The sequence below is a fragment of the Gardnerella sp. DNF00354 genome, assembly GCF_049262755.1.
Lineage (GTDB): Bacteria > Actinomycetota > Actinomycetes > Actinomycetales > Bifidobacteriaceae > Bifidobacterium > Bifidobacterium vaginale.
Genome location: NZ_CP058402.1, coordinates 615,185 through 636,684, shown reverse-complemented (window position 1 = coordinate 636,684; position 21,500 = coordinate 615,185). Strand labels below are relative to the sequence as shown.

Genomic DNA, 21,500 nt, shown 5'->3' with positions numbered 1-21,500 from the left:
TTGTTACAAGCTCTCGTAAAAACAGTAATTCATATTGATACCCACGAAAATATTGGAAATAAGATCATATACAACGGCTCATTCGACTACAAAACCAAGAACACTTCCCCGAGTTTGTTCCCAAAATCGCCAAATACGACTACAAACACGAGCAAAAATAAACGAACGTGGGCTAGCGTAATCAACAACGTAAATTTAAAACAAAGGATTACGAGTATAGTACTCTTTCAAAGAACTATATGCACTTCTCTTTTAATATAAGAGATTATATTGCGTCCGCTAAAACAACCACTTTCTATTAGAACACATGCTTAAAATAAGCAATGTAAATTTAATTTATAAATCTACATTGCTTATTCTGTATGCGCACTATGTCTTATGCACACTTCGTCATGTCTTATTAACAATAAGACATGACTCATGATTGTTCAGAGTAACAACACATAAATACAGTATTAGCATTGCACTATTTTACATTCTTGCGCTTTTTAAACTTACAGATGTATCTATGGTTTCGGTAAGTATGAACTTCATGCTTAATACTTTTTTCATAATCTAGATGTTTTTCTATAAATTTCTTTATTGATTTTTTACACATGAAAAATATTAGGCATGTTATAGCGTAAAAAATTAGAAAAATAATTATTAAAAATAATCCATTCCATGCACATGAATGAATATCAACATCTTTTAAAAAGTTTTTATTTTTTCCATCATAATAATTTTTATATAAGAAATTTAGGCATACCATTGATAAAACAATCAACACTTGAGATAGAAGAATCAATACCTTAACTTTAATTAATTTATATTTATTTTCTTCTGTGCTTTTTATATTTAATCTAAATATTTTCCTAGCCAAAACACTCAAATTTTCAAAGCTAACTAAAACTGTAAAAAGTCCCGTTAAGACGGTAGTGAAGCAAGAAATATAATTATTGAATATTCCTCTACTACTAAAAATAATCCCTAGAATTATAGGCAAAAGGGATATCGGCATTATATATTTTGTATTTTCTTTCAAAACAAGTTGAAAAGATCTATATATAAAAAAACATGTTACTGCAAAATAAATGGCAACAACTAATATAGCAAGAACACATTTCAAAATAGGAATACATTTGATGCTACTATTCAATATACTTACATAAGTATTGGAATATGTATACATACTAAAAAATATATACGTGAGAAAACTAATTATAAAACCAATTATATAGTGCTTTCCTAAGAATAAATTTATAATAAAAGCCACTGTTAATGATATGATTGTAGCACACTCGCAAACAGAAAGATCAGAAAAACAAGCCGCTACTATCACAGCACAAAAAATTATAGCGGACACAATACTTACTGCTTTGCGTTCCTTAAAATAATCGGTAATTTTCTTAATAATATTCTTATACAAATCATTCTTATTAGACAAATATGAAGTATCGTTTACGGTTTTATTACACATAGGCAACATCGCCTCGATTCAATGAGTAATTTATTTAGATACGAAAATGGGGGCCGAGAGAACCCAGCCCCCAAGTGATTTAGCGGAACTAAACCACTGAAAGTTGCAACTTACTCAGCTCTACTGCAAGAGCATACGCTCTTAGTTTAGTAAAGCCAAGTAGGTAGTGCTTAGTGACGCATCTTGCGAACAGCAGCACCCATACCAGCAAGCATAGAAGCAGCCAAAGCAGTCAAAGCAACACCAACACCAGCATTACCAAGCTTCTCGCCAGCCTTATGGCCATTGCCACCCTTGGTAGCAAGCTCACCCTTAGCAGCGGCAGCGCCAGCCTTACCAGCAGCAGCTGGAGCATTCTTACCAGCCTCAGCCTTAGCCTTAGCCTCAGCCTTCTGAACAGCCTTCTGAGCAGCAGCACCGAACTTACCAGCCAAAGCATCAGCATAAATCTTCTGAGCCTGAGCAAGCTGTGGGAAAGCAGGAGACAATGGGTCAATAGCAGTCACAGAAGGAAGCAAAGCAGGATTCACACCAAGCTTGATAGCAGCATTGTAAGCCTCATCATAAGCATCCTTAGCAGCCTTATAAGCAGCCTTAGCAGCCAAATCAGCAGTCTTAGCATCATTGAAATCAACCAAAGCCTTGTTGAAAGCAGTAGTAGTACGAACTACATGAGCTTCAGCACGAGCAACAGCCTCTTTCAAGCTCTGCAACTTAGCAGAATCATTCACGCCAGAAGCCTCAAAATCAGACAAATTCTGAGCAGCAACAGCCTTATCATGCTCAGCAGCATCAAGCTCAGCCTTAGCAGCAGCCAAAGTAGCAGCAGCCTTAGTGTAAGCTTCATTCTTCTCAGCGAAGTTGTGCTCAGCAGCATCAACATCTACCTTCTTAGCAAGAACATTCTTAATAGCCTCAGTCTTAGAACCTGGCTGAGCTGGGGTAACAGGTGGATTCTGTGGGCCTGGCTGTGGAGCTGGAGCTGGGGTGCACTGAAGCTTGCCAAGCTTATAATTAGCAAAGTTCAAATCATACTCAGCATGCTCAGCAGCAGTCTTAGCAGTAGTCACAGCATCCTTAGTAGCTTGCTTAACCTCAAGTTCCTTAAGCTTGCCATTATACTCGCTAGTCTTATCAGTCACCTCAGTATCAGTTACATTTGCTTCACTCAACTTGGTGTTTTTGTTAGCCTTCTGAATTGCTTCCTTAAGAGCATCTGCAGCGTGAGCAGTCTTTGCCTGAGCATCAGCAAGTTTGGAACCAGTCAAACCAACTTCGGCAGCCTTATCAGCCTTGTAAGTACCGTAAGCAGTCTTGTAAGCATCAACTAAAGCCTTGGCAGCATCATACTTACCCTGCTCAACCTTAAGAGCATTTTCTGCAACAACAACATTGGCATCAGCCAAAGCCTTAGCTTCCTTAGCAGCAGCAACAGCATCCTGAGCAGCCTTAAGAGCCTTCTCATCAACCTTGCAGGTTTCCTGCTTTGGAGCGGTCTCAGCGAAAGCTGGGGCGGCGAATGCCATACCGGAGAGGAGGGTGGCGCCAGCAGCGAAAGCGGCGATAGCCTTCTTATTCATCATTTTAATTTCCTTTCTTCTTCTCCTCCGTGCTAGGAACACGAAAAAGAATTTGCCTTATGCGGTTTCCCGCGTAGCACCAGTTGAACTAGGGATTCACTGGTTGCTGATTCAAAAGATACAACATGCTTTAACAAAAATCAACCAAAACATTCAGCTTACATTCAGGTTTGTTTTGAAGTTTTTCTGAAAATACACAATAATATACCCAATAAAACGTAAAAATTACGACTAATCATATTTAAAAACAGAAAAATATCCAAGACACGCCGTATATAGACTTTTTTTAAGATTCTTTCAGGTTTTTTTAAGGTTTGCATTTAATTGGCGTGTCGTCTGCCACGAGCCTATGTCAAACACTTAGATTCATGAACATTTAAATTGTTAAAATTGTTAGCGCTAATCACAGATGTACATTGACAATAAATGTATAGACAATTTATATTAGGACGATTATATTAGAACAAACGCTTTTTTGAAAACCGAATGATACTAATTATTAATCTTCTCAAATAAATCACCATGAGACTAACTGAAATTCCGGCGAAAACTCGAATTTTATATACATTTTGACGATCAGCACAATCTAACTGAAACACTTTTTATTCTATTTCAGTATTATATTAGTAGTAAACATCAGGCAGAATCTGTTTTACAAGATACAATTAATGTCAATAGCATTGTTATTCATTATCAACATTGTTGAAAGAATTTTTCTTTCGAATACTACAAAACGAATTTATTGGTGCAATAAATATATAAAGCGGCGCGAAAATAAAAGCCATACAAAATATAACTACAATGTTGAAAATTTCATTCAAAATTCTGCTACGGACAGATTGCGTATTTGAGCTATGGCGAACACGTTTAACGATGATAGAAATAATAACAAGCGATAATAAAACAGGAAGTACCCAATTACGAATATTTCCTACTTTGCCTTTTGAAAAATCCATAAAAAGACATATTCCAGCAATGAAAACAAACATTGCATTGGGAAGTGGATTCCCTATTGAAGATGCAAAAATAATAAATAAATGACATGCAGAAATAAAAACAACAATAGCAATAAAGCCAAAAGTAATAATTTCAATAGCAATATCATTTGATCCATATATTGATTTATACGTTAAATCTAACTTGTTAGCTAAGCTCTTTAGACCAAAAAATTTGATAGCAGTAGATACGTTAGAAATTCCACTAGATCCTTTAGAAAATATACAAAATGATTCCGCGAGTATATATACAGAGATAATTATATTAACTAAGGAGCTAAAATTGATTTTTAAGCTTTTAAAGATTTTAGAAGTTAAATCAACGCTCATTGTCATACAAACAACCTAAACAATTAATTGTACAAGTTTTTACACATGTAAAACTCAACCGACATATTAAAATTATAGTGCATTTGTGACAAAAGATGCTATTTTTTACGCACATATTTAATTATTCGCCACAACACAACTAACTAGTTTATGTAAACACGTTAAAAACAAAAAATGCTTTCGGTTTTGAAAGCCCCTAGTAGCAAACAAAACCGAAAGCAACAACACTCAACACCCAAAACCCAACAAGCTAAACGAATCAACACTGGGAAGAAAAGAAAAACAATAGCAAACCAATGTTAAAACAATAAAACCAAAGAGAATCGGGAATAAACCAGTGTGATGCTTCCCTACAAAACACCACACTAGTCGTTGAGCGCAAACCTTAAATAAGGCAGCAAATGCTTAGTGACGCATCTTGCGAACAGCAGCACCCATACCAGCAAGCATAGAAGCAGCCAAAGCAGTCAAAGCAACACCAACACCAGCATTACCAAGCTTCTCGCCAGCCTTATGACCATTGCCACCCTTGGTAGCAAGCTCACCCTTAGCAGCAGCGGCACCAGCCTTACCAGCAGCAGCGGCTGGAGCAGCAGCCTGAGCCTTAGCCTCAGCCTTAGCTTCAACCTTCTTAGCCTCAGCCTTAGCAGCAGCAGGAGCAGCAGGGAAATCAGTAGAAACTGGGTTCAAAGTGTTAGGATCAGCAAAGCCCTTAACAGCAGAAGCCTCAACCTCAACAGCCTTATTATAAGCAGCACGATAATTCACAAGAGCAGCATTATAAGCAGCAGCAGCAAGCAAAGCCTTACCACTCTTCTCGCCGAAATCCTTCTCAGCATTGGCATACTCATGAGTCCTATAAGCATTAGCCCTAGACTGAGCAGCCTTCAAATCAATAACAGCAGCCTTGTAAGCATCAGTATCAGTCTTACCAGCCACGCGAAGAGCCTCTTCACGATCAGCAGCAGACTTCACCTGAGCATCCAAAGCAGCCATCTGAGTCTTAGCAGCCTCAAAATCAGCCTTAGACTTAACAAACTTATCCTGAGCATCCTTATTAGTAGCATCAGCCTCAGCCAACACAACCTGAGTACGCATCAATTCAGCAGAAGCAGCAGACTTAGTTGGATCAGCAGTCTGAACAGGCTTGGTGTGATCTGGGGTAGTCTGATCTGGCTTAGTTGAATCTGGCTTAGTCTGATCAGGCTTGGTCTGATCAGGCTTGGTCTCACCACCTGGATTCACACCACGCAAAGCGTTCAAATAACGCTGATTAGCTTCAACCTGAGCCTTAGCAGCAGCAACAGCCTCAGTCTGAGCTGTAACTTTAGCATCGGCAGCATCAAGAGCAGCCTTCAAAGCTTCAGCTTTCTTCTCAAGAGTCTTACCGTCAGCATCTGTATCCTTAAGCTTCTGTTCAGCCTCAGTCTGAGCCTTAACCAAGTTAGTGTGTTCTTCAGACTTATTATATTCTTCAGTAGCCTTAGCCTTATCGAAATCCTTATCGTTAACATGCTTTCCAAGATAAGCATTCAAGCCATCTTCTACTGCCTTCTTAGCAGCTTCTGCAGCCTTCTTAGCAGCATCAAACTTGGTTTTAGCATTCTCATAAGCAGTCTTAGTTGCAGCTTGGGCGCTTTGAAGCTTGACCAAACTTAGCTCTGCAGTTCTCACAGCACGCTGGCTGTCACGAAGAGTCTTGTTAGCCTCATGGATTGCTACAGCATCAGCAAGAGCATCACCTTTAGCACCAGCGAATGCTGGGGTTGCCATTGCGAAGCCAGCAAGCAAAGTAGCGCCAGCAGCGAAAGCAGCGATAGCCTTCTTATTCATCATTTTAATTTCCTTTCTTCTTCTCCTCCGTGCAGGTACACGAAGAAAAATTCTAAACATCCAACAACATTCAAAACATTGTGGATAACCACCATCTAGAGCATCTAGCTAGCAGCTGTTATTAACATACCCCCCCCCGTTTAAAAAAGTCAAGAGGCAACCACACAAAACAAACAGAAAAAAATAATGTTACACACAAACTAATCCACAATAAAAACTATTTTCACCATAATATTTGTTGATTAACACTAATAAAACCGTAAAAACACATTGTTTCAAGGTTTTTAAAGAATTTTCCCAGACTTTTCTCAGGAAACTACTCAGACAAGAACACTAACACTATAAAACCATTGAAAAATCAACATTCCACACACATAACACACGCAACACGCCGACACCACGCCGACACAACATCAACGTCAAACCAACATCAAACCAACACCACACGAAATGCCACGCTACAAGAAATCGCGCACAACTAGATTCCCGCATTTGTTCCCTTTTTTAGCAAATCTGACTACAAACACGGGATAAAAGAAACGAAAGCAAGAACATTTTCCCGAGATTGTTTACGTATTTGGCGATTTTGGAAACAATATCGGGCAAAAGAAACAAACGCATGCAAAAATACACAAACGCGAACAAAAAAAGGGCTTCTAGCCAATCGCTAGAAACCCTACTTGCGGATGAAGCGAGATTTGAACTCGCGGAGGGTGTAACCCTCACACGCTTTCGAGGCGTGCTCCTTAGACCGCTCGGACATTCATCCATTTTGCGCAAACTGCAAAACGCAGAAAGAAACGCAACTTTTCAATTGTAAACCAACCCTAGAATATACACAAATTTGTGTTGATAATTTTGCGAACAATCAATCAAGTTCTTCAAGAGTTCGGCGAGCGCGAATCGCATTAGCCCTAACTTCAAGTTGATCTTTCGGAGGATATTCAACATATTCCAAAGTCAAACCATTAGCCGCAATAGGACCAGTAGAGCCTTCTCGAATCGGATTTTCAATCTTATCCTTAAACCAGTCAACAGAACGCTTACCGCAACCAACTTGTACACAAGCCTGAACAAGAGAACGAACCATATTATGTGCAAACGCATCAGCAACAATAGTAAACTCAATCAAACCATGCTCAATAGGTGGAATATTGCCAGTTGATCTAGAAGCAATAGACGAACCAACAGGCGCGCAACCATCCAAACAAACGCGATTCCAAACCGCTTTTTTAACGCAGCGAATCGTAGTTCCACCAGGATTTGGACGAGCAAAAGACCCAAAATCATGCAAACCAACAATCATCTGTGCTGCCTGATTCATAGAATTGACGTCTAAATCGTAATCAATTTGCAACACAAAACCACGCATACGCGGATCCAAATTCTCGCGATTTGCCGCATCACTAATCCTATACACGTATGTGCGATCAAGCGCAGAAAAACGAGCATCAAAACCGCTTGGCGCAATGCTTACACTGTGAATCGAAATATCTTTAGGCAAAACCCCACGAAGCCTATATTCTAAAGCTTTTACAGGCGTCAAATTTGTGTGACCAACACAATTTTGTAAAATATCATCTTCTACATCTAAATGACAAACCTGATAAGAAGCATGAACACCAGTATCCGTGCGCCCAGCAACTGTTAGTCGAAGCGGAAAACAAGAATCGCCATCATGTACACGCAAAACTTTATATAAAGCGTCTTCCAAAGTGCCTTGCACTGTTCTTAAATTCGGCTGCCTAGCCCAACCGTAAAAATCACCGCCATCATAAGCTAAATCTAAACGAAGACGCATTCAAAACCTTTCCAAACAGACTTACAAACAGACTTCCACTAATTTTTCTTATCTGAACCGCCAGCGAGCGCAAAAGCACTCATAACGCTACGAATCAACTCATATGTTTTTGAATCCATATGCATTGCAATCTTCAATAATGCAGGAACAACCTCCGACCAATGCGAAGACATCTCGTCGAAATTCGAGTACCCTAAACTGCTAAACATGCTGTAAACACTATCAATTCTGCGTTTTCGCTCTTCAAATGGCAAACTCATCATCCACTCGTTTGCAGCTTTAGAAACTGCTAGAGCGCGCGGAGTTACACAATCGCAGTAGTCAAAATCACCATCTTTAACTTGCCAATATATGCCAAGATGTTGCATTAATCCAATTGAATCGGCAGCTGTAACTTTATACGGCACGCCCGTATCCATGATCAATCCGATAAAAGCAGATTGTGGAACGACTTTTTCAATCCTGGAAACAACGCGGGAAAAAACTTTTGGATCAACAACATCCGAACCAAAACTAGGACCGTCCATTGAATAAATCTTACTGACAAGGTCACCAAGTTGTTGATTTTCTGCATCCAAACGCATAGTCGCGTACGCAGCCATATTTCCGCCTTTTGAATGACCCACAACAAATATTTTAGGATTATCACTTAAATCGCAATCATTGTTATTTTCTAGATCGCTATTCTTATTATCGCTATTTTCTAGATCGACCTTATCCAGATCGATATTCTTAAAATCACTCTTCTTATTAAACAAATTCGCAAAATAATCACCAACACTGCTAAAAATCCCACGAATACCGCCACTTTTGCAAGAATCTTTACACACGCGCCTAGATATAGAAAGCAAATATTCTGCAGCAGACTCTTGAGCTGGAACTGGGCAGCGAAAAGCCATATTAAAATCTTCCTTCCACCCAACAAGAGTGTTATCAGTCCCCCTGAAAGCAACAACAAAACATCTATAGCCAACACAATCAGTCAAATCAAAAGTAACTGCAGCAAACTGCTGCTCACACGAATCATCAACCTTCGACTCATCAAAACGCTCAAGAACCTCGCCGACTCGCATTCCCCTATAACGCGGACTAGCTGCAACAGCGAGAAGAAGACTCTTCCGAAAATCATCAACTTTAGCTGAACCAGAGCTAAACATTGAAGAAAAATCCTCACCGCGAAGCAATTCGCACAAAGGAACAGTATTCAGATTATCCGAGTCATCATCGTATTTTGGAATAGAATCAGGCATGCAAACATACGCCAACTCGCATAAAATAAGCGAATCTACGGCGTTGAATTTTCTATCTTTAAAGTTAGTAAAATCGTTATTCACTAAATCGAGAATATTTGACATAGTTCAATAATAATTGATACCAGATATAGAAAAGATATGTCAGATATAGAAAAACGGGCTGGAGATATCTCCAACCCGTTTAATAAACCTTTATACTTGCGATTAATCGCAAAAGATTTACTTACCGATGCATCAAGATGCTAATCTAAACTACTCGGCTGCTTCTTCTTTAGCAGCAACTTTAGCAGCAGACTCAGCTTCCTTAACGACAGCCTTCTTTGGGCTTACTGGCTCAACAACAAGCTCAATAATAGCTTGTGGAGCAGTATCACCACGACGAGGAGCCATCTTAACGATGCGGGTATAGCCACCTTCACGCTGCTTCATCTGCTCAGCAATCTGAGTGAAAAGCATGTGAACAACGGACTTATTGCGAATCACGCGCAACACACGGCGGCGTGAATGCAAGTCGCCACGCTTAGCGAATGTTATCAAACGCTCAGCAAGTGGACGAAGACGCTTTGCCTTTGGCAAAGTAGTCACAATACGACCGTGCTGGAAGAGGCTAGTAGCCATGTTGGCCAGCATCAGGCGCTCATGCGCTGGGCTAGAAGCCAGACGAGGCCCTTGTTTCGGTGTAGGCATTATTACTCCTTATTGTCGCAGAATTCAGGTGGGCAAAAACCCGAACATCCAAAAACCACGACGATTGGCGGTGGACTGTTTACTCGTCTTCTGGCGAGAAGAACGTGCCACCTTCGAGATTATTGGCGTCAAAGCCAAGCGGCGAGGCCTTAAGAGACAATCCCATAGACTGCAATTTCTCTTTAACCTCATCGATGGATTTCATGCCGAAATTACGAATATCGAGCAAATCCTGCTCAGTGTGTACTACCAGCTCACCAACAGTGTGGATTCCCTCACGCTTCAAGCAGTTGTAGCTGCGCTGCGTAAGATTCAAATCCTCAATCGGAGTAGCCATCTGAGAATCAACTTCTCCCATGACTGGAGCTGGACCAACTTCAACACCTTCTGCATCGACGTTAAGCTCACGGCAAAGACCGAAAAGCTCAACCAAAGTCGAACCAGCAGATGCAACTGCATCGCGTGGTGTAATAGCTGGCTTAGTTTCCACATCCAGGATGAGCTTATCGAAGTCCGTGCGCTGTTCCACGCGGGTAGCTTCGACCTTATAGCTCACCTTCAAAACTGGTGAGTAGATCGAATCCACTGGAATGCGACCGATTTCGCTGTTTTCCTGCTTGTTCATCTGAGCAGGTACATAGCCACGACCGCGCTCCACGGTGAACTCAATTTCAAGCTCACCATCTTCAGCAAGTGTAGCGATATGCATCTCTGGATTGGCAATAGTGACGCCAGCAGGAGGAGTAATATCTCCAGCTGTTGCTTCACCCTTGCCGCTCTTGCGAAGATACATCACTACTGGCTCGTCATACTCACTTGTAAGTACGATACCCTTAATGTTCAGCAGGATTTCAGTGACATCCTCTTCAACACCTGGCAGAGTCGTGAACTCATGGAGAGCACCAGAAATGCGTACCGAAGTTACGGCAGCACCTGGAATGGAGCTCAATAGGGTACGACGCAGCGAATTGCCGAGCGTGTATCCGAAACCTGGTTCCAACGGCTCAATTGTAAAGCGAGAACGCTGGGGATTCAGTGATTCCTCGGTAAGTGTTGGACGCTGTGCGATAAGCACTTTTGTATCCTTTCAGCTTCTGGTCGGTGGTGCACTCGCCGCCCATAAGCGGGTTGGATGGATGGATTCGTAAGAGTGCTCAGACGCGGCGACGCTTTGGTGGGCGAACGCCGTTATGCGCTTGTGGGGTGACGTCGGTAATAGAACCGACTTCAAGACCCGCGGACTGAAGGGAACGGATAGCGGTTTCACGACCGGAACCTGGACCCTTAACAAACACGTCGACCTTCTTCAGGCCATGTTCCATTGCCTTACGAGCAGCAGACTCAGCAGCCATACCTGCAGCGTAAGGAGTCGACTTGCGGGAACCCTTAAAGCCGACATCGCCACCGGAAGCCCAAGAAAGGACTGCACCCGATGGATCGGTGATGGAAATAATCGTGTTATTGAATGTTGATTTAATATGCGCCTGCCCAACCGGTACCGACTTGCGGTCCCGGCGACGCGGCTTGCGCGAGGCTTGCTTTGCAGCTGCCATTGACCCTCGTTTCCTAATGACGAATTAGTTGGTATGTCTAGGCGATGAGAATTAACTCGTGGCCTAGAGCCGACCACCGACTACTATCTGGTGGCCTTCTTCTTCCCGGCGACAGTACGCTTCGGACCCTTACGAGTACGAGCATTAGTCTTAGTACGCTGACCACGCACAGGAAGACCCTTGCGATGACGCTGGCCTTGATAGCAGTTGATCTGAATCTTACGACGAATGTCTGCATCGATTTCACGACGCAAATCGCCTTCAATCTTATAATTAGCTTCAAGATAATCACGCAAAGTGATTAACTGTTCATCCGTAAGATCCTTGACGCGGGTATCCGGATTAACACCGGTCGCGGCAAGCGTTTCCTTAGCGCGAGTACGGCCTACACCAAAAATGTAGGTGAGGGCAATCTCAATGCGCTTCTCATTGGGAATATCTACTCCGGCAAGACGTGCCATTGTAATTCCTTTACTATTACGCAGGTCGTGCACCAAGTCTCCCGCAATCCTGCGGCCTGGGCCTGCGCACCCAGGGTTCAGCTTTAGCTGCGACTTAGCGCCTTATCCTTTATCTTCGCGGTGGGGATCCACTCAGCCCTGACGCTGCTTATGACGTGGGTTGATGCAAATCACCATGACGCGACCGTGACGGCGGATCACGCGGCAATTTTCGCAGATCCTCTTCACGCTAGGGCTGACCTTCATGGTTTTCCTTTGCTTGTACCTTTACTTATAGCGGTACGTAATACGACCACGGTTCAAATCATAAGGGCTCATCTCCAGCACAACACGATCTTGAGGAAGAATACGAATATAATTCTTACGCATCTTTCCAGAAATCGTAGCCAGTACAATGTGCTCGTTCTCAAGCTGAACGCGAAACATCGCGTTTGGCAGTGCTTCAACTACCGTGCCTTCGACTTCAATCACACCGTCTTTTGCCATGAGCCTCGTTCCGTTCCTTGGACGTACTACTTCACGTATCCGAAGACACGCCAATCTTCTATGATACAGTAAATGCGCCCAATACAACACTCGGCGTGTCGCAAAAGGCGCATTATAAATACGAGAAAATCTAAATTTTAAATAAATCTCATACCAAAGACTCAACTATGCGATTGTTGATTTCAGCAATATCGCCAACACCATCAACCTCAACAAGCTGACCACGGCTTTCATAAATATCAAGAAGAGGAGCAGTTTCCTTCTCGTAAGTTTCCAAACGAGTAGCAATCACCTCAGGAGTATCATCTGAACGACCCTGCTCAATTGCACGCTTCTTCATACGCTCAAGCAAAACCTCACGCTCCGCTTCAAGAGCAACAACGTGATCCAAAGGAGTACCAAGCTCCTCAAGCATAAGATCCAAAGCCTTAACCTGAGACGCATTACGTGGATATCCATCAAGAATCCAGCCATTCTTAGCATCATCCTGAGCAAGACGATCCTTAACAATGCTATTTGTCAATTCATCTGGAACAAGCTCACCCTTATCAAGATAACCCTGAACCTTCTTACCAAGCTCCGTTTGATTCTTCAAGTTGTAACGGAAAATATCGCCAGTAGAAATAGCAGGAATCCCATAATGCTCTGCAAGCAAAGCAGCCTGAGTGCCCTTACCAACGCCTTGTGGTCCCATAATTAGCAATCGCATATTAATCTCCTTGTTTCTTTATGCTCCATCGCAAATCTTAACAACAAAACTTATCTAGTAATACTATTTAGCAACTTGTTTACTATCGTTATGATCAAACAAGAATCCAGCATACTGGAACTGCTCGGTCTGAGCCTTGGCTTGACGCAAAGTATCCAAACCAACACCTGCGATAATAAGAATCGTAGTACCACCAAATGGAAGCTTCATATTAAGGTGCAAAGACATAATCAAAACTGTTGGAATCAACGCTACGAATAGCAAATAGACAGCACCAACAGTGTTTAATCTATTCATAACATAGCTAAGATAGCGACTTGTAGCACTACCAGCACGAATACCTGGAATAAAACCGCCGTATTCCTTCATGTTATCTGCAGTTTCATCTGGATTAAAAGTAATCTCAGTGTAGAAGAAGCAGAAGAACACAATCATAACTGTGTACAAGGCTATGTACCACACAGAAGTAGAGTTTGCTAAATTGGCATTAATCCAACGCACCCAATCCTTACGACTATCACCAAACTGAGCAAGAAGAGTTGGAATAGCAAGAATCGAGGATGCGAAAATTGGTGGGATAACACCACTCATATTGACCTTAAGAGGCAAGTATGTGGAAGAACCGCCATACATCTTACGACCAATCATTCGGCGCGTATACTGTACAGGAATTCTACGCTGAGCAAGCTCCACGAAATCAACAAAAATAAGAATTACAAGCAGAACGCCACCGACAATAGAGAACTTGGTCCAATCGCCATTAGTACCATTGGTTCCCCAACCAATTTCCCACAGCTTTGGAAGGAAGCCAGAGCAGATAGACATGAAGATTAACACTGACATGCCCTGACCAATACCCTTATCCGTAATAAGTTCTGCCATCCACATGATCAAACCAGTGCCACCAGTCATAATCAAAACCATAACCAGTAAGCTCCACATAGAGCCATCTGGAATAACCTGACCACACTGATAATTAAATAGTGCACCAGAACGTGCAGTAACCAAAATAGTTGTGGACTGCAAAATTGCCAAGCCAATAGTCAAATAACGAGTGTACTGAGTAAGCTTTGTTTCTCCAGACTGACCTTCCTTGTGAAGAGCCTCAAAACGAGGAATCACAACCCTAAGCAGCTGAATAACAATAGACGCCGTAATATAAGGCATAACGCCCAATGCAAAAATAGACAGCTGCAAAAGCGAACCACCAGAGAACAGGTTCACCAAACCAATAAAGTTTTCACTAGAAGAGGCAAGCTTTGCTGTGCAAGCACGTATAACTTTGTAATCAACGCCAGGAATCGGAATAAAGGAACCAATTCTGTAGATGATAATCATTGCGAAGACGAAGAGGATCTTATTCCTCAACTCCTTCGTCCTGAAGGCCTGGATTAACGTTTTCACCTGGGTCTTCCTCCCTTTTTTGCGCTACGATCTAGGCGCAACAGTAAAAAAACAAACTCTGAGGCAATAGTTTATATCACGGTGCATACCGATACAGTCATTCCGTGAGTTTAGGCAATAAAAAATAATCCCTCCAGCCAAAACTAGAGGGATTATTAAACAGTCAAATCACTGCGTTAATTAGCATTATCAGCTGAGTACATTACTCTTCGCTAACAGAGCCACCAGCAGCTTCAATCTTGGCCTTAGCAGATGCAGAAGCTTTAACTCCCTTAAGAGTCAAAGCAACCTTAAGATCGCCATCGCCCAAAACCTTAACTGGGTAACCATCACGCACAGCGCCCTTAACTACCAAATCAGCAACAGTAACTTCGCCACCATTTTGGAAGAGCTCTTCGAGGGCTGCAACATTAACAACCTGGAACTCTTTCTTGAATGGGCTCTTAAAGCCACGAAGCTTAGGCAAACGCATGTAAAGTGGAAGCTGGCCGCCTTCAAAGCCTGGACGAACTTGGTAACGCTTCTTCGTACCCTTATCGCCACGACCCGAAGTCTTACCCTTAGAGCCTTCACCACGACCCACGCGAATGCGATCCTTCTTAGCTCCTGGAGCTGGACGCAACGTGTGCATGTGCAACATTGGTTCTTCATTAGCCATAATCAGTCAACCTCCTCAACGCTCAGCAAGTGGCGAACGGCCATAACCAAGCCACGATTGACTGGATTGTCCTCGCGAACAACGCTCTGGCCAATCTTGTGAAGACCGAGAGTTTGAACGTTCGCGCGCTGACGCTCGGTGGAATGAACCAAACCGTGCACCAGAGTGATCTTCAAGTTAGCCATCACTCACCATCCTTTGCTTGGGCAGCCTTAGCAGCCTGAGCTTCTTCACGAGCCTTGCGAGCTTCGGCAATGCCTGCAGCGCGCTCACGAAGCAATGCGTCTGGTGCAACTTCCTCGAGGGAAAGTCCACGACGAGCGCAAATCTCCTCTGGCTCTTCAAGCTTCTTCAAAGCATCCACAGTAGCGCGAACCACGTTAACAGCGGTTGCAGAGCCCATGGACTTGGTGAGGATATCGGTAATGCCAGCGCACTCCATAACAGCACGCACAGCGCCACCAGCAATTACACCAGTACCTGGAGCAGCTGGACGAAGCAAAACTGTGCCAGCAGCATCGTGACCCAACACAGGGTGGGTTACGGTACCACGAATACGTGGAACAGTGAACATATGCTTCTTAGCATCAAGCTGACCCTTAGCGATAGCTGCTGGAACTTCGCGAGACTTACCGTAGCCAACACCAACAGTGCCCTTACCGTCGCCAACAACAACAAGTGCTGCAAAGCTAAAGGTACGACCACCCTTGTGAGTCTTGGAAACACGGTTAATAGTAACTACGCGATCCAGAAGCTCTTCGCCGCGGTTTTCTTCACGACGGTTACGACGCTCTCCGCGCTTGCCTTCGCCCTTAGAGCGACGGGAACGGCGATCGTCAGTACGCTCCTCGGCGGATGCCTGAGTGTTCTGAGTTTCTTCAGCCACTTGGGTTTCCTTTTCGTTATCGCTCACAGTGCTAGACCTCCCTGACGGGCGCCTTCAGCTACTGCTGCGACGCGACCATGATACTTATTACCGCCACGATCGAAGATTACAGCGGTAATACCCGCTTCCTTCGCCTTGGCAGCGATTAACTCGCCAACCTTGGTAGCAGCTTCAGTCTTCGTACCAGTAAAACCAGCGAAGTCAGAAGTCAAGGTGGAAGCGCTTACAAGGGTAAGACCCTTAGTGTCATCCACAATCTGAGCAACCATGTGACGGTTAGAACGAGAAACTACCAAACGTGGGCGCTCTGGAGTGCCAGAAATGCGCTTACGAAGACGGGCGTGACGACGCAAACGCGCGACTTTGGTACCCTTACCGAAAATCTTAACGCTCATATCACTTACCAGCCTTTCCAGCCTTGCGCAAAATACGCTCATCGCTGTACTTAATGCCCTTACCCTTATAAGGTTCTGGAGCACGCAGCTTGCGAATGTTAGCGGCAGCCTGACCAACGGCCTGCTTGTCAGTACCCTTGACGATTACCTGATTTGCGTTTGGCAATTCAAACTCAATACCCTCAGGTGGCTGAACGGTAATAGTGTGAGAATATCCGAGTGAGAACTCAATGCCCTTACCCTTCATCACAGCACGATAACCAGTTCCAACAATGTCCAAAGTCTTGGTGTAGCCTTCATGCACACCCTTAACCATGGACGCTACGATTGCACGAGCCAAACCGTGCTTTGCACGAGTTGGACGCAAATCATCAGCTGGGGTTAAAACGATCTTGCCATCAGCAACTTCAGCGGTAATACCTTCTGGAATTACATAGGAATCAGAACCCTTAGCGCCCTTAGCACTAAAGGACTGACCTTCAATCTTTACTTCCACGCCTGCAGGAATGTCGACGGGGAGCTTACCAATATGCGATGCCATTTTCAGCTCTCCTTTCTCACCATACGTAGGCGACGATTTCGCCGCCAATGCCTCTGTCGAGGCATTCCTTCTGAGTCAACAATCCCGAGCTGGTCGAGATAATAGCGATACCGAGACCACCAAGAGGCATAGGCAAAGAATCAGACTTTGCGTAACGACGCAAGCCTGGCTTAGAAATGCGCTTGATGCCCTGGATGGAACGCTGACCATTGGAGCCATACTTTAATGTGACTTCCAAAGTCTGTCCAACCTTGGCTTCCTTAGCAGCAAAGTCTTTAATATAGCCTTCACGCTTCAGAATCTCGGCGATATTCGCCTTGAACTTGGAGTACGGCATTTCCACGGTATCGTGCTTTGCCGCGCTCGCATTACGCAGACGTGTCAACATGTCTGCGATAGGATCTGTCATTGTCATGTTGGGCTAACGCCCTTTCTCGCCGTGGTTTCCACCGCCTGTTTTAGTTATTCTTAAAGCAGTGGACCTTCAGCGTCGATATTTACCAACTGGACTTCGTAACACCCGGCAACTCACCGCGATGTGCCTTTTCACGAAGGCATACACGGCACAGACCGAACTTGCGATACACGGAGTGAGGACGACCACAAACCTGGCAACGCGTATAAGCGCGCACCTTGAACTTCGGCTTAGCGGCCGCCTTGTTTTTCAGAGCGGTTTTTGCCATATCAGTTCTCCTTGAATGGGAAACCGAGGTGCTTAAGTAGCGACTTCGCTTCCACATCGTCCTTGGTGGTGGTCACCACGGTGATGTCCATACCACGCTGATGATCAATCGAATCAGGATCAATCTCGTGGAACATTGACTGCTCCGTAAGACCAAAGTTATAGTTACCCTGACCGTCGAACTGGTTGCCATTAATACCACGGAAATCGCGGATACGTGGCAAAGCCAGAGTGAGCAAACGATCCAAGAATTCCCACATACGATCACCACGAAGAGTTACGTAAGCGCCAATAGCCTGACCTTCGCGCAAATGGAACTGCGCAACAGACTTCTTAGCCTTAGTAACCTTTGGCTTCTGACCAGTGATCAAAGTGAGATCCTTAATCGCACCTTCAATAAGCTTGGAATCGCGAGCTGCAGCGCCAACGCCCATAGAGACGACGACCTTCTGCAAACGAGCCACCTGCATAGGATTAGTGTGGCCAAATTCCTTTTCCAAAGCTGGAACGATTTGATCATTGTATTGCTGCTTTAAGCGCGGAGTTGCCGGCGCCTCAACTGTAGTATCGGTCATGCCAGCTCCTTTCCGGACTTCTTAGCTACACGCACGCGCACGGTCTTTACTTTGCCGTCGCGAGCTTCTTGCTTAACAATCACGCCCACGCGGGTTGGCTGCTTTGTCTCTGGGTCAATCACCATAACGTTAGAACGGTGAATTGGAGCCTCAACAGAGACGATGCCTGCCTGCTGACCCTGCTGGGTAGCACGCACATGCTTCTTAACAACCTGAACACCCTCGACGATCAAACGGTCTTCGGCGAGTACACGAAGTACTTTGCCTTCCTTACCGCGATCCTTGCCGCGGATAACCTTTACCTGGTCGCCGGACTTAATCTTGGCTACCATCTCAGATCACCTCCGGGGCGAGGGACACAATCTTCATGAAGCGCTTATCACGCAATTCACGACCGACTGGTCCAAAGATACGAGTGCCCTTTGGTTCACGGCCAGAGCCGAGAATAACAGCGGCGTTCTCGTCGAACTTAATATAGGAACCATCAACACGACGATGTTCCTTGACAGTACGGACGACGACAGCCTTAACTACGTCGCCTTTCTTGACCGACCCGCCAGGAATAGCATCCTTAACGGAGGCGACGATGATGTCGCCGATGCCGGCATAGCGTCGCTTCGATCCACCGAGCACGCGGATGGCAAGCAATTCCTTAGCACCCGTGTTGTCGGCGACATGAAGCCGCGTTTCCTGCTGAATCATTGATTCTCCTTAGTCGAGCTGGTTCTCCCCGCTCACCCGTACCTACTAAACAACAGGCACAGGTGAAGCGCGGAGCCTTGCTGAACTTGTTTACTTGGCGCGCTCGATAATCGAGTCGAGACGCCAACGCTTGGTCTTGCTCAAAGGCCGAGTTTCCATGATACTCACGAGATCGCCAATATGCGCCTCATTGTGTTCATCATGTGCCTTGACCTTGCGTGTGGAGCGGACGACTTTACCGTAAAGTGGGTGTGTCGAACGCTGCTCCAGCTCCACGGCAATTGTCTTGTCCATGGCCTCGGACACGACGTAGCCGCGACGAACCTTGCGGAAGTTGCGCTCTTGGTTCTCAGCCATGCTTACTTCTCCTTGACCTCAGTGGCGCCAGGCTCTTGGCTGATGCCGAGTTCACGCTCACGCAGGATAGTATACATCCTGGCTATGTCGTGCTTGACCGCCTTGAGGCGAGCGCTGTTTTCGAGTTGACCAGTTGCTGCCTGGAAGCGCAAGTTAAAAAGCTCTTCCTTAGACTTCTTTAAGAAGCCTTCGATTTCAGCATTAGTCTTCTCGTTTAAATTCTTGATGGTGTAGTCTGCAGTTCCGACTGGCATCAGATGTCACCGCCTTCACGCGCAATAACACGGCATTTCATTGGGAGCTTGTCGATAGCGCGGCGCAAAGCCTCGCGAGCGACGTCCTCAGAAACACCACCGATCTCGAACATTACACGACCTGGATGGATGTTAGCAATCCAGAATTCTGGAGCGCCTTTACCGGAACCCATTCGTGCACCAAGCGGGTGCTTGGTTAATGGACGATCAGGGAAAACCGTAATCCACACGCGACCACCACGCTTAATATAGCGGGTCATTGCGATACGGGCTGCCTCGATCTGACGGTTAGTGATGTACGCCGGAGCCAGCGCCTGAATACCGAAATCGCCGAAAGCGATAGCGGTTCCACCCTTAGACATGCCGCTACGGGTAGGACGGTGCTGCTTGCGATATTTAGTCCTTTTTGGGATAAGCATCTGCTCACTCCTTCGTTTCCGTTGCGGCAGGAGCTTCAGCAGCTGCAGCTTCAGCTGGCTTCTCAGCCTGTGCTTCGGCAGCCTTCTGCTGGTTGGCAGAGCGTGCGCCACGACGTGGACGACGATCGCCACGGCGACCTTCACGCTTACCCTGCTGGGCCTGCTGCTCTTCGAACTCACGCTCGGTCATATCACCCTTATAAATCCATACCTTTACGCCGATACGGCCGTAGGTAGTCTTAGCTTCAAAGAAGCCGTAATCAATAAGGGCACGCAGGGTCTGCAGTGGAACGCGACCCTCACGATAGAACTCAGAACGGCTCATTTCGGCGCCACCAAGACGACCAGAGAGCTTAATACGGATACCCTTTGCACCTGCGCGCATTGCATCCTGCTGTGCTTTACGCATAGCGCGACGGAATGTAACGCGATTGGTTAACTGTTCCGCAATTCCCTGAGCAACCAATTGAGCGTCAAGTGCAGCATTCTTCACTTCGAAAATGTTGAGCTGTACTTGCTTACCAGTGAGCTTCTCAAGCTTTGCACGAACACGCTCGGCTTCTGCGCCACGACGACCGATAATAATACCTGGACGAGCGGTGTGAATATCAACACGAACGCGGTCACGAGTACGCTCGATAACGATGCGGGACACGCCTGCACGTTCGAGGTCATGGCTCATTTCCTTGCGAATCTTGTCATCCTCAAGGACGAAGTCACGGTAACGCTCGCCGGCTTTAGTAGAATCAGAGAACCACCTAGAGCGATGATTCTCGGTAATGCCCAGGCGATAGCCGAAAGGATTGATCTTCTGACCCATCTTTAGCGATCCCCTTCCTTAAGCGAGACGATAACAGTGATATGGCTTGTGCGCTTGTTAATGCGCGCAGCGCGACCTTGTGCACGAGCGCGGAAACGCTTAAGCGTTACACCCTCATCCACATAGGTTTCCTTGATGACCAAGTCTTGCTCACGGAATGGTTCTCCAGCCTTTTCAGCCTTAACGCGAGCGTTAGCGATCGCGCTTTCAAGAACCTTACGCACTGGTAAAGATGCGTCCTGAGGAGCAAACTTCAAAATGGTAATAGCTTCGCTTGCACGCTTGCCTCGGATGAGGTCGACCATGCGGCGAGCCTTGCGCGGCGTCACACGTACGTGACGAGCGATTGCTTTAGCTTCCATGTGTCCTAACTCTCCTTTAGCGGCGTGCTTTCTTGTCGTCCTTCACATGACCCTTGAAGGTCTTGGTTGGGGCGAATTCACCGAGCTTATGACCAACCATTGCTTCGGTAACAAATACCGGCACATGCTTGCGGCCATCGTGTACGGCAAAGGTGTGTCCAATGAAATCAGGAGTGATCATCGAACGACGCGACCACGTCTTGATGACGTTATGCGTGCCCTTGTCGTTTTGTTCGTCGACTTTCTTCTGTAAGTGGGCGTCGACGAAAGGGCCCTTCTTGATGCTACGAGTCATCTG

At 45.2% G+C, this 21,500-nt stretch carries 30 protein-coding genes and 1 tRNA gene; all 31 read right to left on the bottom strand.

Annotation, left to right across the window (positions count from 1 at the left end):
- Nucleotides 1-466: 466 nt before the first annotated feature.
- The 31 genes from HXT24_RS02640 to rpsS all read right to left on the bottom strand — a co-directional run bounded on the left by HXT24_RS02640 (nt 467) and on the right by rpsS (nt 21,497).
- Entirely contained in the window at nt 467-1,459 is a 993-nt protein-coding gene (locus HXT24_RS02640) for a hypothetical protein (protein ID WP_422119562.1), read from the bottom strand.
- A gap of 170 nt (nt 1,460-1,629) precedes the next feature.
- Complete coding sequence (locus HXT24_RS02635; RefSeq protein WP_422119561.1) at nt 1,630-3,042, bottom strand: hypothetical protein; 1,413 nt, start codon at nt 3,040-3,042, stop codon at nt 1,630-1,632.
- A gap of 680 nt (nt 3,043-3,722) precedes the next feature.
- Entirely contained in the window at nt 3,723-4,370 is a 648-nt protein-coding gene (locus HXT24_RS02630; RefSeq protein WP_422119560.1) for a hypothetical protein, read from the bottom strand.
- A gap of 399 nt (nt 4,371-4,769) precedes the next feature.
- A complete protein-coding gene (locus tag HXT24_RS02625; RefSeq protein ID WP_422119559.1) occupies nt 4,770-6,200 on the bottom strand; it encodes a hypothetical protein in 1,431 nt (476 codons plus the stop codon).
- 680 nt (nt 6,201-6,880) lie between these two features.
- Nucleotides 6,881-6,966 (bottom strand) — tRNA-Ser (locus HXT24_RS02620).
- A 99-nt stretch (nt 6,967-7,065) separates the two neighbouring features.
- Complete coding sequence (gene truA / locus HXT24_RS02615) at nt 7,066-7,998, bottom strand: tRNA pseudouridine(38-40) synthase TruA (RefSeq protein WP_416451155.1); 933 nt, start codon at nt 7,996-7,998, stop codon at nt 7,066-7,068.
- A gap of 38 nt (nt 7,999-8,036) precedes the next feature.
- Complete coding sequence (locus tag HXT24_RS02610; protein WP_422119558.1) at nt 8,037-9,353, bottom strand: Mbeg1-like protein; 1,317 nt, start codon at nt 9,351-9,353, stop codon at nt 8,037-8,039.
- 150 nt (nt 9,354-9,503) lie between these two features.
- Nucleotides 9,504-9,938: a 50S ribosomal protein L17 gene (gene rplQ, locus HXT24_RS02605; RefSeq protein WP_004114389.1), complete on the bottom strand. Its 435-nt coding sequence runs from the start codon at nt 9,936-9,938 to the stop codon at nt 9,504-9,506.
- A 79-nt stretch (nt 9,939-10,017) separates the two neighbouring features.
- Nucleotides 10,018-11,013 carry a DNA-directed RNA polymerase subunit alpha gene (locus HXT24_RS02600; protein WP_004114387.1) on the bottom strand — a complete coding sequence of 332 codons (996 nt, stop codon included), beginning with the start codon at nt 11,011-11,013 and terminating at the stop codon, nt 10,018-10,020.
- A 79-nt stretch (nt 11,014-11,092) separates the two neighbouring features.
- A complete protein-coding gene (gene rpsK, locus HXT24_RS02595; protein WP_004105468.1) occupies nt 11,093-11,491 on the bottom strand; it encodes a 30S ribosomal protein S11 in 399 nt (132 codons plus the stop codon).
- 83 nt (nt 11,492-11,574) lie between these two features.
- On the bottom strand, nt 11,575-11,952 hold the full coding sequence (gene rpsM, locus HXT24_RS02590) for a 30S ribosomal protein S13 (RefSeq protein ID WP_004105472.1): 378 nt from the start codon (nt 11,950-11,952) through the stop codon (nt 11,575-11,577).
- 132 nt (nt 11,953-12,084) lie between these two features.
- Nucleotides 12,085-12,198, bottom strand: a complete 114-nt coding sequence (rpmJ, locus tag HXT24_RS02585; RefSeq protein WP_003842636.1) for a 50S ribosomal protein L36 — start codon at nt 12,196-12,198, stop codon at nt 12,085-12,087.
- A 21-nt stretch (nt 12,199-12,219) separates the two neighbouring features.
- Complete coding sequence (infA, locus tag HXT24_RS02580) at nt 12,220-12,438, bottom strand: translation initiation factor IF-1 (protein ID WP_004105485.1); 219 nt, start codon at nt 12,436-12,438, stop codon at nt 12,220-12,222.
- Between the two features lie 148 nt (nt 12,439-12,586).
- Nucleotides 12,587-13,147 (bottom strand): adenylate kinase, encoded by a 561-nt coding sequence (locus HXT24_RS02575; RefSeq protein ID WP_004114385.1) that lies wholly within the window; start codon nt 13,145-13,147, stop codon nt 12,587-12,589.
- 63 nt (nt 13,148-13,210) lie between these two features.
- On the bottom strand, nt 13,211-14,551 hold the full coding sequence (secY, locus tag HXT24_RS02570) for a preprotein translocase subunit SecY (RefSeq protein WP_004116039.1): 1,341 nt from the start codon (nt 14,549-14,551) through the stop codon (nt 13,211-13,213).
- Nucleotides 14,552-14,753: 202 nt separating this feature from the next.
- Complete coding sequence (gene rplO, locus HXT24_RS02565; RefSeq protein WP_422119557.1) at nt 14,754-15,209, bottom strand: 50S ribosomal protein L15; 456 nt, start codon at nt 15,207-15,209, stop codon at nt 14,754-14,756.
- A 2-nt stretch (nt 15,210-15,211) separates the two neighbouring features.
- A complete protein-coding gene (gene rpmD / locus HXT24_RS02560) occupies nt 15,212-15,394 on the bottom strand; it encodes a 50S ribosomal protein L30 (RefSeq protein ID WP_004114379.1) in 183 nt (60 codons plus the stop codon).
- Complete coding sequence (rpsE, locus tag HXT24_RS02555) at nt 15,394-16,122, bottom strand: 30S ribosomal protein S5 (protein ID WP_004114377.1); 729 nt, start codon at nt 16,120-16,122, stop codon at nt 15,394-15,396. The genes rpmD and rpsE overlap by 1 nt, the downstream gene beginning before the upstream one ends.
- Nucleotides 16,119-16,490, bottom strand: a complete 372-nt coding sequence (gene rplR / locus HXT24_RS02550; protein WP_004114376.1) for a 50S ribosomal protein L18 — start codon at nt 16,488-16,490, stop codon at nt 16,119-16,121. Before rplR ends, rpsE begins: the two co-directional genes overlap by 4 nt.
- A 1-nt stretch (nt 16,491) precedes the next feature.
- Nucleotides 16,492-17,031: a 50S ribosomal protein L6 gene (gene rplF, locus HXT24_RS02545; protein WP_004114374.1), complete on the bottom strand. Its 540-nt coding sequence runs from the start codon at nt 17,029-17,031 to the stop codon at nt 16,492-16,494.
- Nucleotides 17,032-17,047: 16 nt separating this feature from the next.
- Nucleotides 17,048-17,446: a 30S ribosomal protein S8 gene (gene rpsH, locus HXT24_RS02540; protein ID WP_004114372.1), complete on the bottom strand. Its 399-nt coding sequence runs from the start codon at nt 17,444-17,446 to the stop codon at nt 17,048-17,050.
- Between the two features lie 82 nt (nt 17,447-17,528).
- Nucleotides 17,529-17,714, bottom strand: coding sequence for a type Z 30S ribosomal protein S14 (locus HXT24_RS02535; protein WP_004114370.1), 186 nt, complete (start codon nt 17,712-17,714; stop codon nt 17,529-17,531).
- A gap of 1 nt (nt 17,715) precedes the next feature.
- Complete coding sequence (gene rplE / locus HXT24_RS02530; protein ID WP_004114368.1) at nt 17,716-18,288, bottom strand: 50S ribosomal protein L5; 573 nt, start codon at nt 18,286-18,288, stop codon at nt 17,716-17,718.
- Nucleotides 18,285-18,620, bottom strand: a complete 336-nt coding sequence (rplX, locus tag HXT24_RS02525; RefSeq protein WP_004114367.1) for a 50S ribosomal protein L24 — start codon at nt 18,618-18,620, stop codon at nt 18,285-18,287. Before rplX ends, rplE begins: the two co-directional genes overlap by 4 nt.
- Before the next feature lies 1 nt (nt 18,621).
- Entirely contained in the window at nt 18,622-18,990 is a 369-nt protein-coding gene (rplN, locus tag HXT24_RS02520; protein ID WP_004114366.1) for a 50S ribosomal protein L14, read from the bottom strand.
- Nucleotides 18,991-19,080: 90 nt separating this feature from the next.
- Nucleotides 19,081-19,347 (bottom strand): 30S ribosomal protein S17, encoded by a 267-nt coding sequence (rpsQ, locus tag HXT24_RS02515; protein WP_004114365.1) that lies wholly within the window; start codon nt 19,345-19,347, stop codon nt 19,081-19,083.
- A 2-nt stretch (nt 19,348-19,349) separates the two neighbouring features.
- On the bottom strand, nt 19,350-19,601 hold the full coding sequence (rpmC, locus tag HXT24_RS02510) for a 50S ribosomal protein L29 (protein ID WP_004105502.1): 252 nt from the start codon (nt 19,599-19,601) through the stop codon (nt 19,350-19,352).
- Nucleotides 19,601-20,020 (bottom strand): 50S ribosomal protein L16, encoded by a 420-nt coding sequence (gene rplP, locus HXT24_RS02505; protein WP_004114362.1) that lies wholly within the window; start codon nt 20,018-20,020, stop codon nt 19,601-19,603. The genes rpmC and rplP overlap by 1 nt, the downstream gene beginning before the upstream one ends.
- Before the next feature lie 4 nt (nt 20,021-20,024).
- A complete protein-coding gene (gene rpsC / locus HXT24_RS02500) occupies nt 20,025-20,840 on the bottom strand; it encodes a 30S ribosomal protein S3 (RefSeq protein ID WP_004114360.1) in 816 nt (271 codons plus the stop codon).
- Nucleotides 20,841-20,842: 2 nt separating this feature from the next.
- The gene (gene rplV / locus HXT24_RS02495; RefSeq protein ID WP_004114358.1) at nt 20,843-21,202 is read right to left on the bottom strand and encodes a 50S ribosomal protein L22; all 360 of its coding nucleotides are present in this window, start codon (nt 21,200-21,202) and stop codon (nt 20,843-20,845) included.
- A gap of 16 nt (nt 21,203-21,218) precedes the next feature.
- Nucleotides 21,219-21,497, bottom strand: coding sequence for a 30S ribosomal protein S19 (gene rpsS, locus HXT24_RS02490; RefSeq protein WP_004114357.1), 279 nt, complete (start codon nt 21,495-21,497; stop codon nt 21,219-21,221).
- Nucleotides 21,498-21,500: the final 3 nt, after the last annotated feature.

What these genes read in the sequence shown, in the direction of transcription:
- HXT24_RS02640 (WP_422119562.1), bottom strand. Translation starts at nt 1,459, where the DNA reads ATGTGTAATAAAACCGTAAACGATACTTCATATTTGTCTAATAAGAAT.
- HXT24_RS02635 (WP_422119561.1), bottom strand. Translation starts at nt 3,042, where the DNA reads ATGATGAATAAGAAGGCTATCGCCGCTTTCGCTGCTGGCGCCACCCTC.
- HXT24_RS02630 (WP_422119560.1), bottom strand. Translation starts at nt 4,370, where the DNA reads ATGACAATGAGCGTTGATTTAACTTCTAAAATCTTTAAAAGCTTAAAA.
- HXT24_RS02625 (WP_422119559.1), bottom strand. Translation starts at nt 6,200, where the DNA reads ATGATGAATAAGAAGGCTATCGCTGCTTTCGCTGCTGGCGCTACTTTG.
- truA (WP_416451155.1), bottom strand. Translation starts at nt 7,998, where the DNA reads ATGCGTCTTCGTTTAGATTTAGCTTATGATGGCGGTGATTTTTACGGT.
- HXT24_RS02610 (WP_422119558.1), bottom strand. Translation starts at nt 9,353, where the DNA reads ATGTCAAATATTCTCGATTTAGTGAATAACGATTTTACTAACTTTAAA.
- rplQ (WP_004114389.1), bottom strand. Translation starts at nt 9,938, where the DNA reads ATGCCTACACCGAAACAAGGGCCTCGTCTGGCTTCTAGCCCAGCGCAT.
- rpsK (WP_004105468.1), bottom strand. Translation starts at nt 11,491, where the DNA reads ATGGCAGCTGCAAAGCAAGCCTCGCGCAAGCCGCGTCGCCGGGACCGC.
- rpsM (WP_004105472.1), bottom strand. Translation starts at nt 11,952, where the DNA reads ATGGCACGTCTTGCCGGAGTAGATATTCCCAATGAGAAGCGCATTGAG.
- rpmJ (WP_003842636.1), bottom strand. Translation starts at nt 12,198, where the DNA reads ATGAAGGTCAGCCCTAGCGTGAAGAGGATCTGCGAAAATTGCCGCGTG.
- infA (WP_004105485.1), bottom strand. Translation starts at nt 12,438, where the DNA reads ATGGCAAAAGACGGTGTGATTGAAGTCGAAGGCACGGTAGTTGAAGCA.
- HXT24_RS02575 (WP_004114385.1), bottom strand. Translation starts at nt 13,147, where the DNA reads ATGCGATTGCTAATTATGGGACCACAAGGCGTTGGTAAGGGCACTCAG.
- rplO (WP_422119557.1), bottom strand. Translation starts at nt 15,209, where the DNA reads ATGGCTAATGAAGAACCAATGTTGCACATGCACACGTTGCGTCCAGCT.
- rpmD (WP_004114379.1), bottom strand. Translation starts at nt 15,394, where the DNA reads ATGGCTAACTTGAAGATCACTCTGGTGCACGGTTTGGTTCATTCCACC.
- rplR (WP_004114376.1), bottom strand. Translation starts at nt 16,490, where the DNA reads ATGAGCGTTAAGATTTTCGGTAAGGGTACCAAAGTCGCGCGTTTGCGT.
- rplF (WP_004114374.1), bottom strand. Translation starts at nt 17,031, where the DNA reads ATGGCATCGCATATTGGTAAGCTCCCCGTCGACATTCCTGCAGGCGTG.
- rpsH (WP_004114372.1), bottom strand. Translation starts at nt 17,446, where the DNA reads ATGACAATGACAGATCCTATCGCAGACATGTTGACACGTCTGCGTAAT.
- HXT24_RS02535 (WP_004114370.1), bottom strand. Translation starts at nt 17,714, where the DNA reads ATGGCAAAAACCGCTCTGAAAAACAAGGCGGCCGCTAAGCCGAAGTTC.
- rplE (WP_004114368.1), bottom strand. Translation starts at nt 18,288, where the DNA reads ATGACCGATACTACAGTTGAGGCGCCGGCAACTCCGCGCTTAAAGCAG.
- rplX (WP_004114367.1), bottom strand. Translation starts at nt 18,620, where the DNA reads ATGGTAGCCAAGATTAAGTCCGGCGACCAGGTAAAGGTTATCCGCGGC.
- rplN (WP_004114366.1), bottom strand. Translation starts at nt 18,990, where the DNA reads ATGATTCAGCAGGAAACGCGGCTTCATGTCGCCGACAACACGGGTGCT.
- rpsQ (WP_004114365.1), bottom strand. Translation starts at nt 19,347, where the DNA reads ATGGCTGAGAACCAAGAGCGCAACTTCCGCAAGGTTCGTCGCGGCTAC.
- rpmC (WP_004105502.1), bottom strand. Translation starts at nt 19,601, where the DNA reads ATGCCAGTCGGAACTGCAGACTACACCATCAAGAATTTAAACGAGAAG.
- rplP (WP_004114362.1), bottom strand. Translation starts at nt 20,020, where the DNA reads ATGCTTATCCCAAAAAGGACTAAATATCGCAAGCAGCACCGTCCTACC.
- rpsC (WP_004114360.1), bottom strand. Translation starts at nt 20,840, where the DNA reads ATGGGTCAGAAGATCAATCCTTTCGGCTATCGCCTGGGCATTACCGAG.
- rplV (WP_004114358.1), bottom strand. Translation starts at nt 21,202, where the DNA reads ATGGAAGCTAAAGCAATCGCTCGTCACGTACGTGTGACGCCGCGCAAG.
- rpsS (WP_004114357.1), bottom strand. Translation starts at nt 21,497, where the DNA reads ATGACTCGTAGCATCAAGAAGGGCCCTTTCGTCGACGCCCACTTACAG.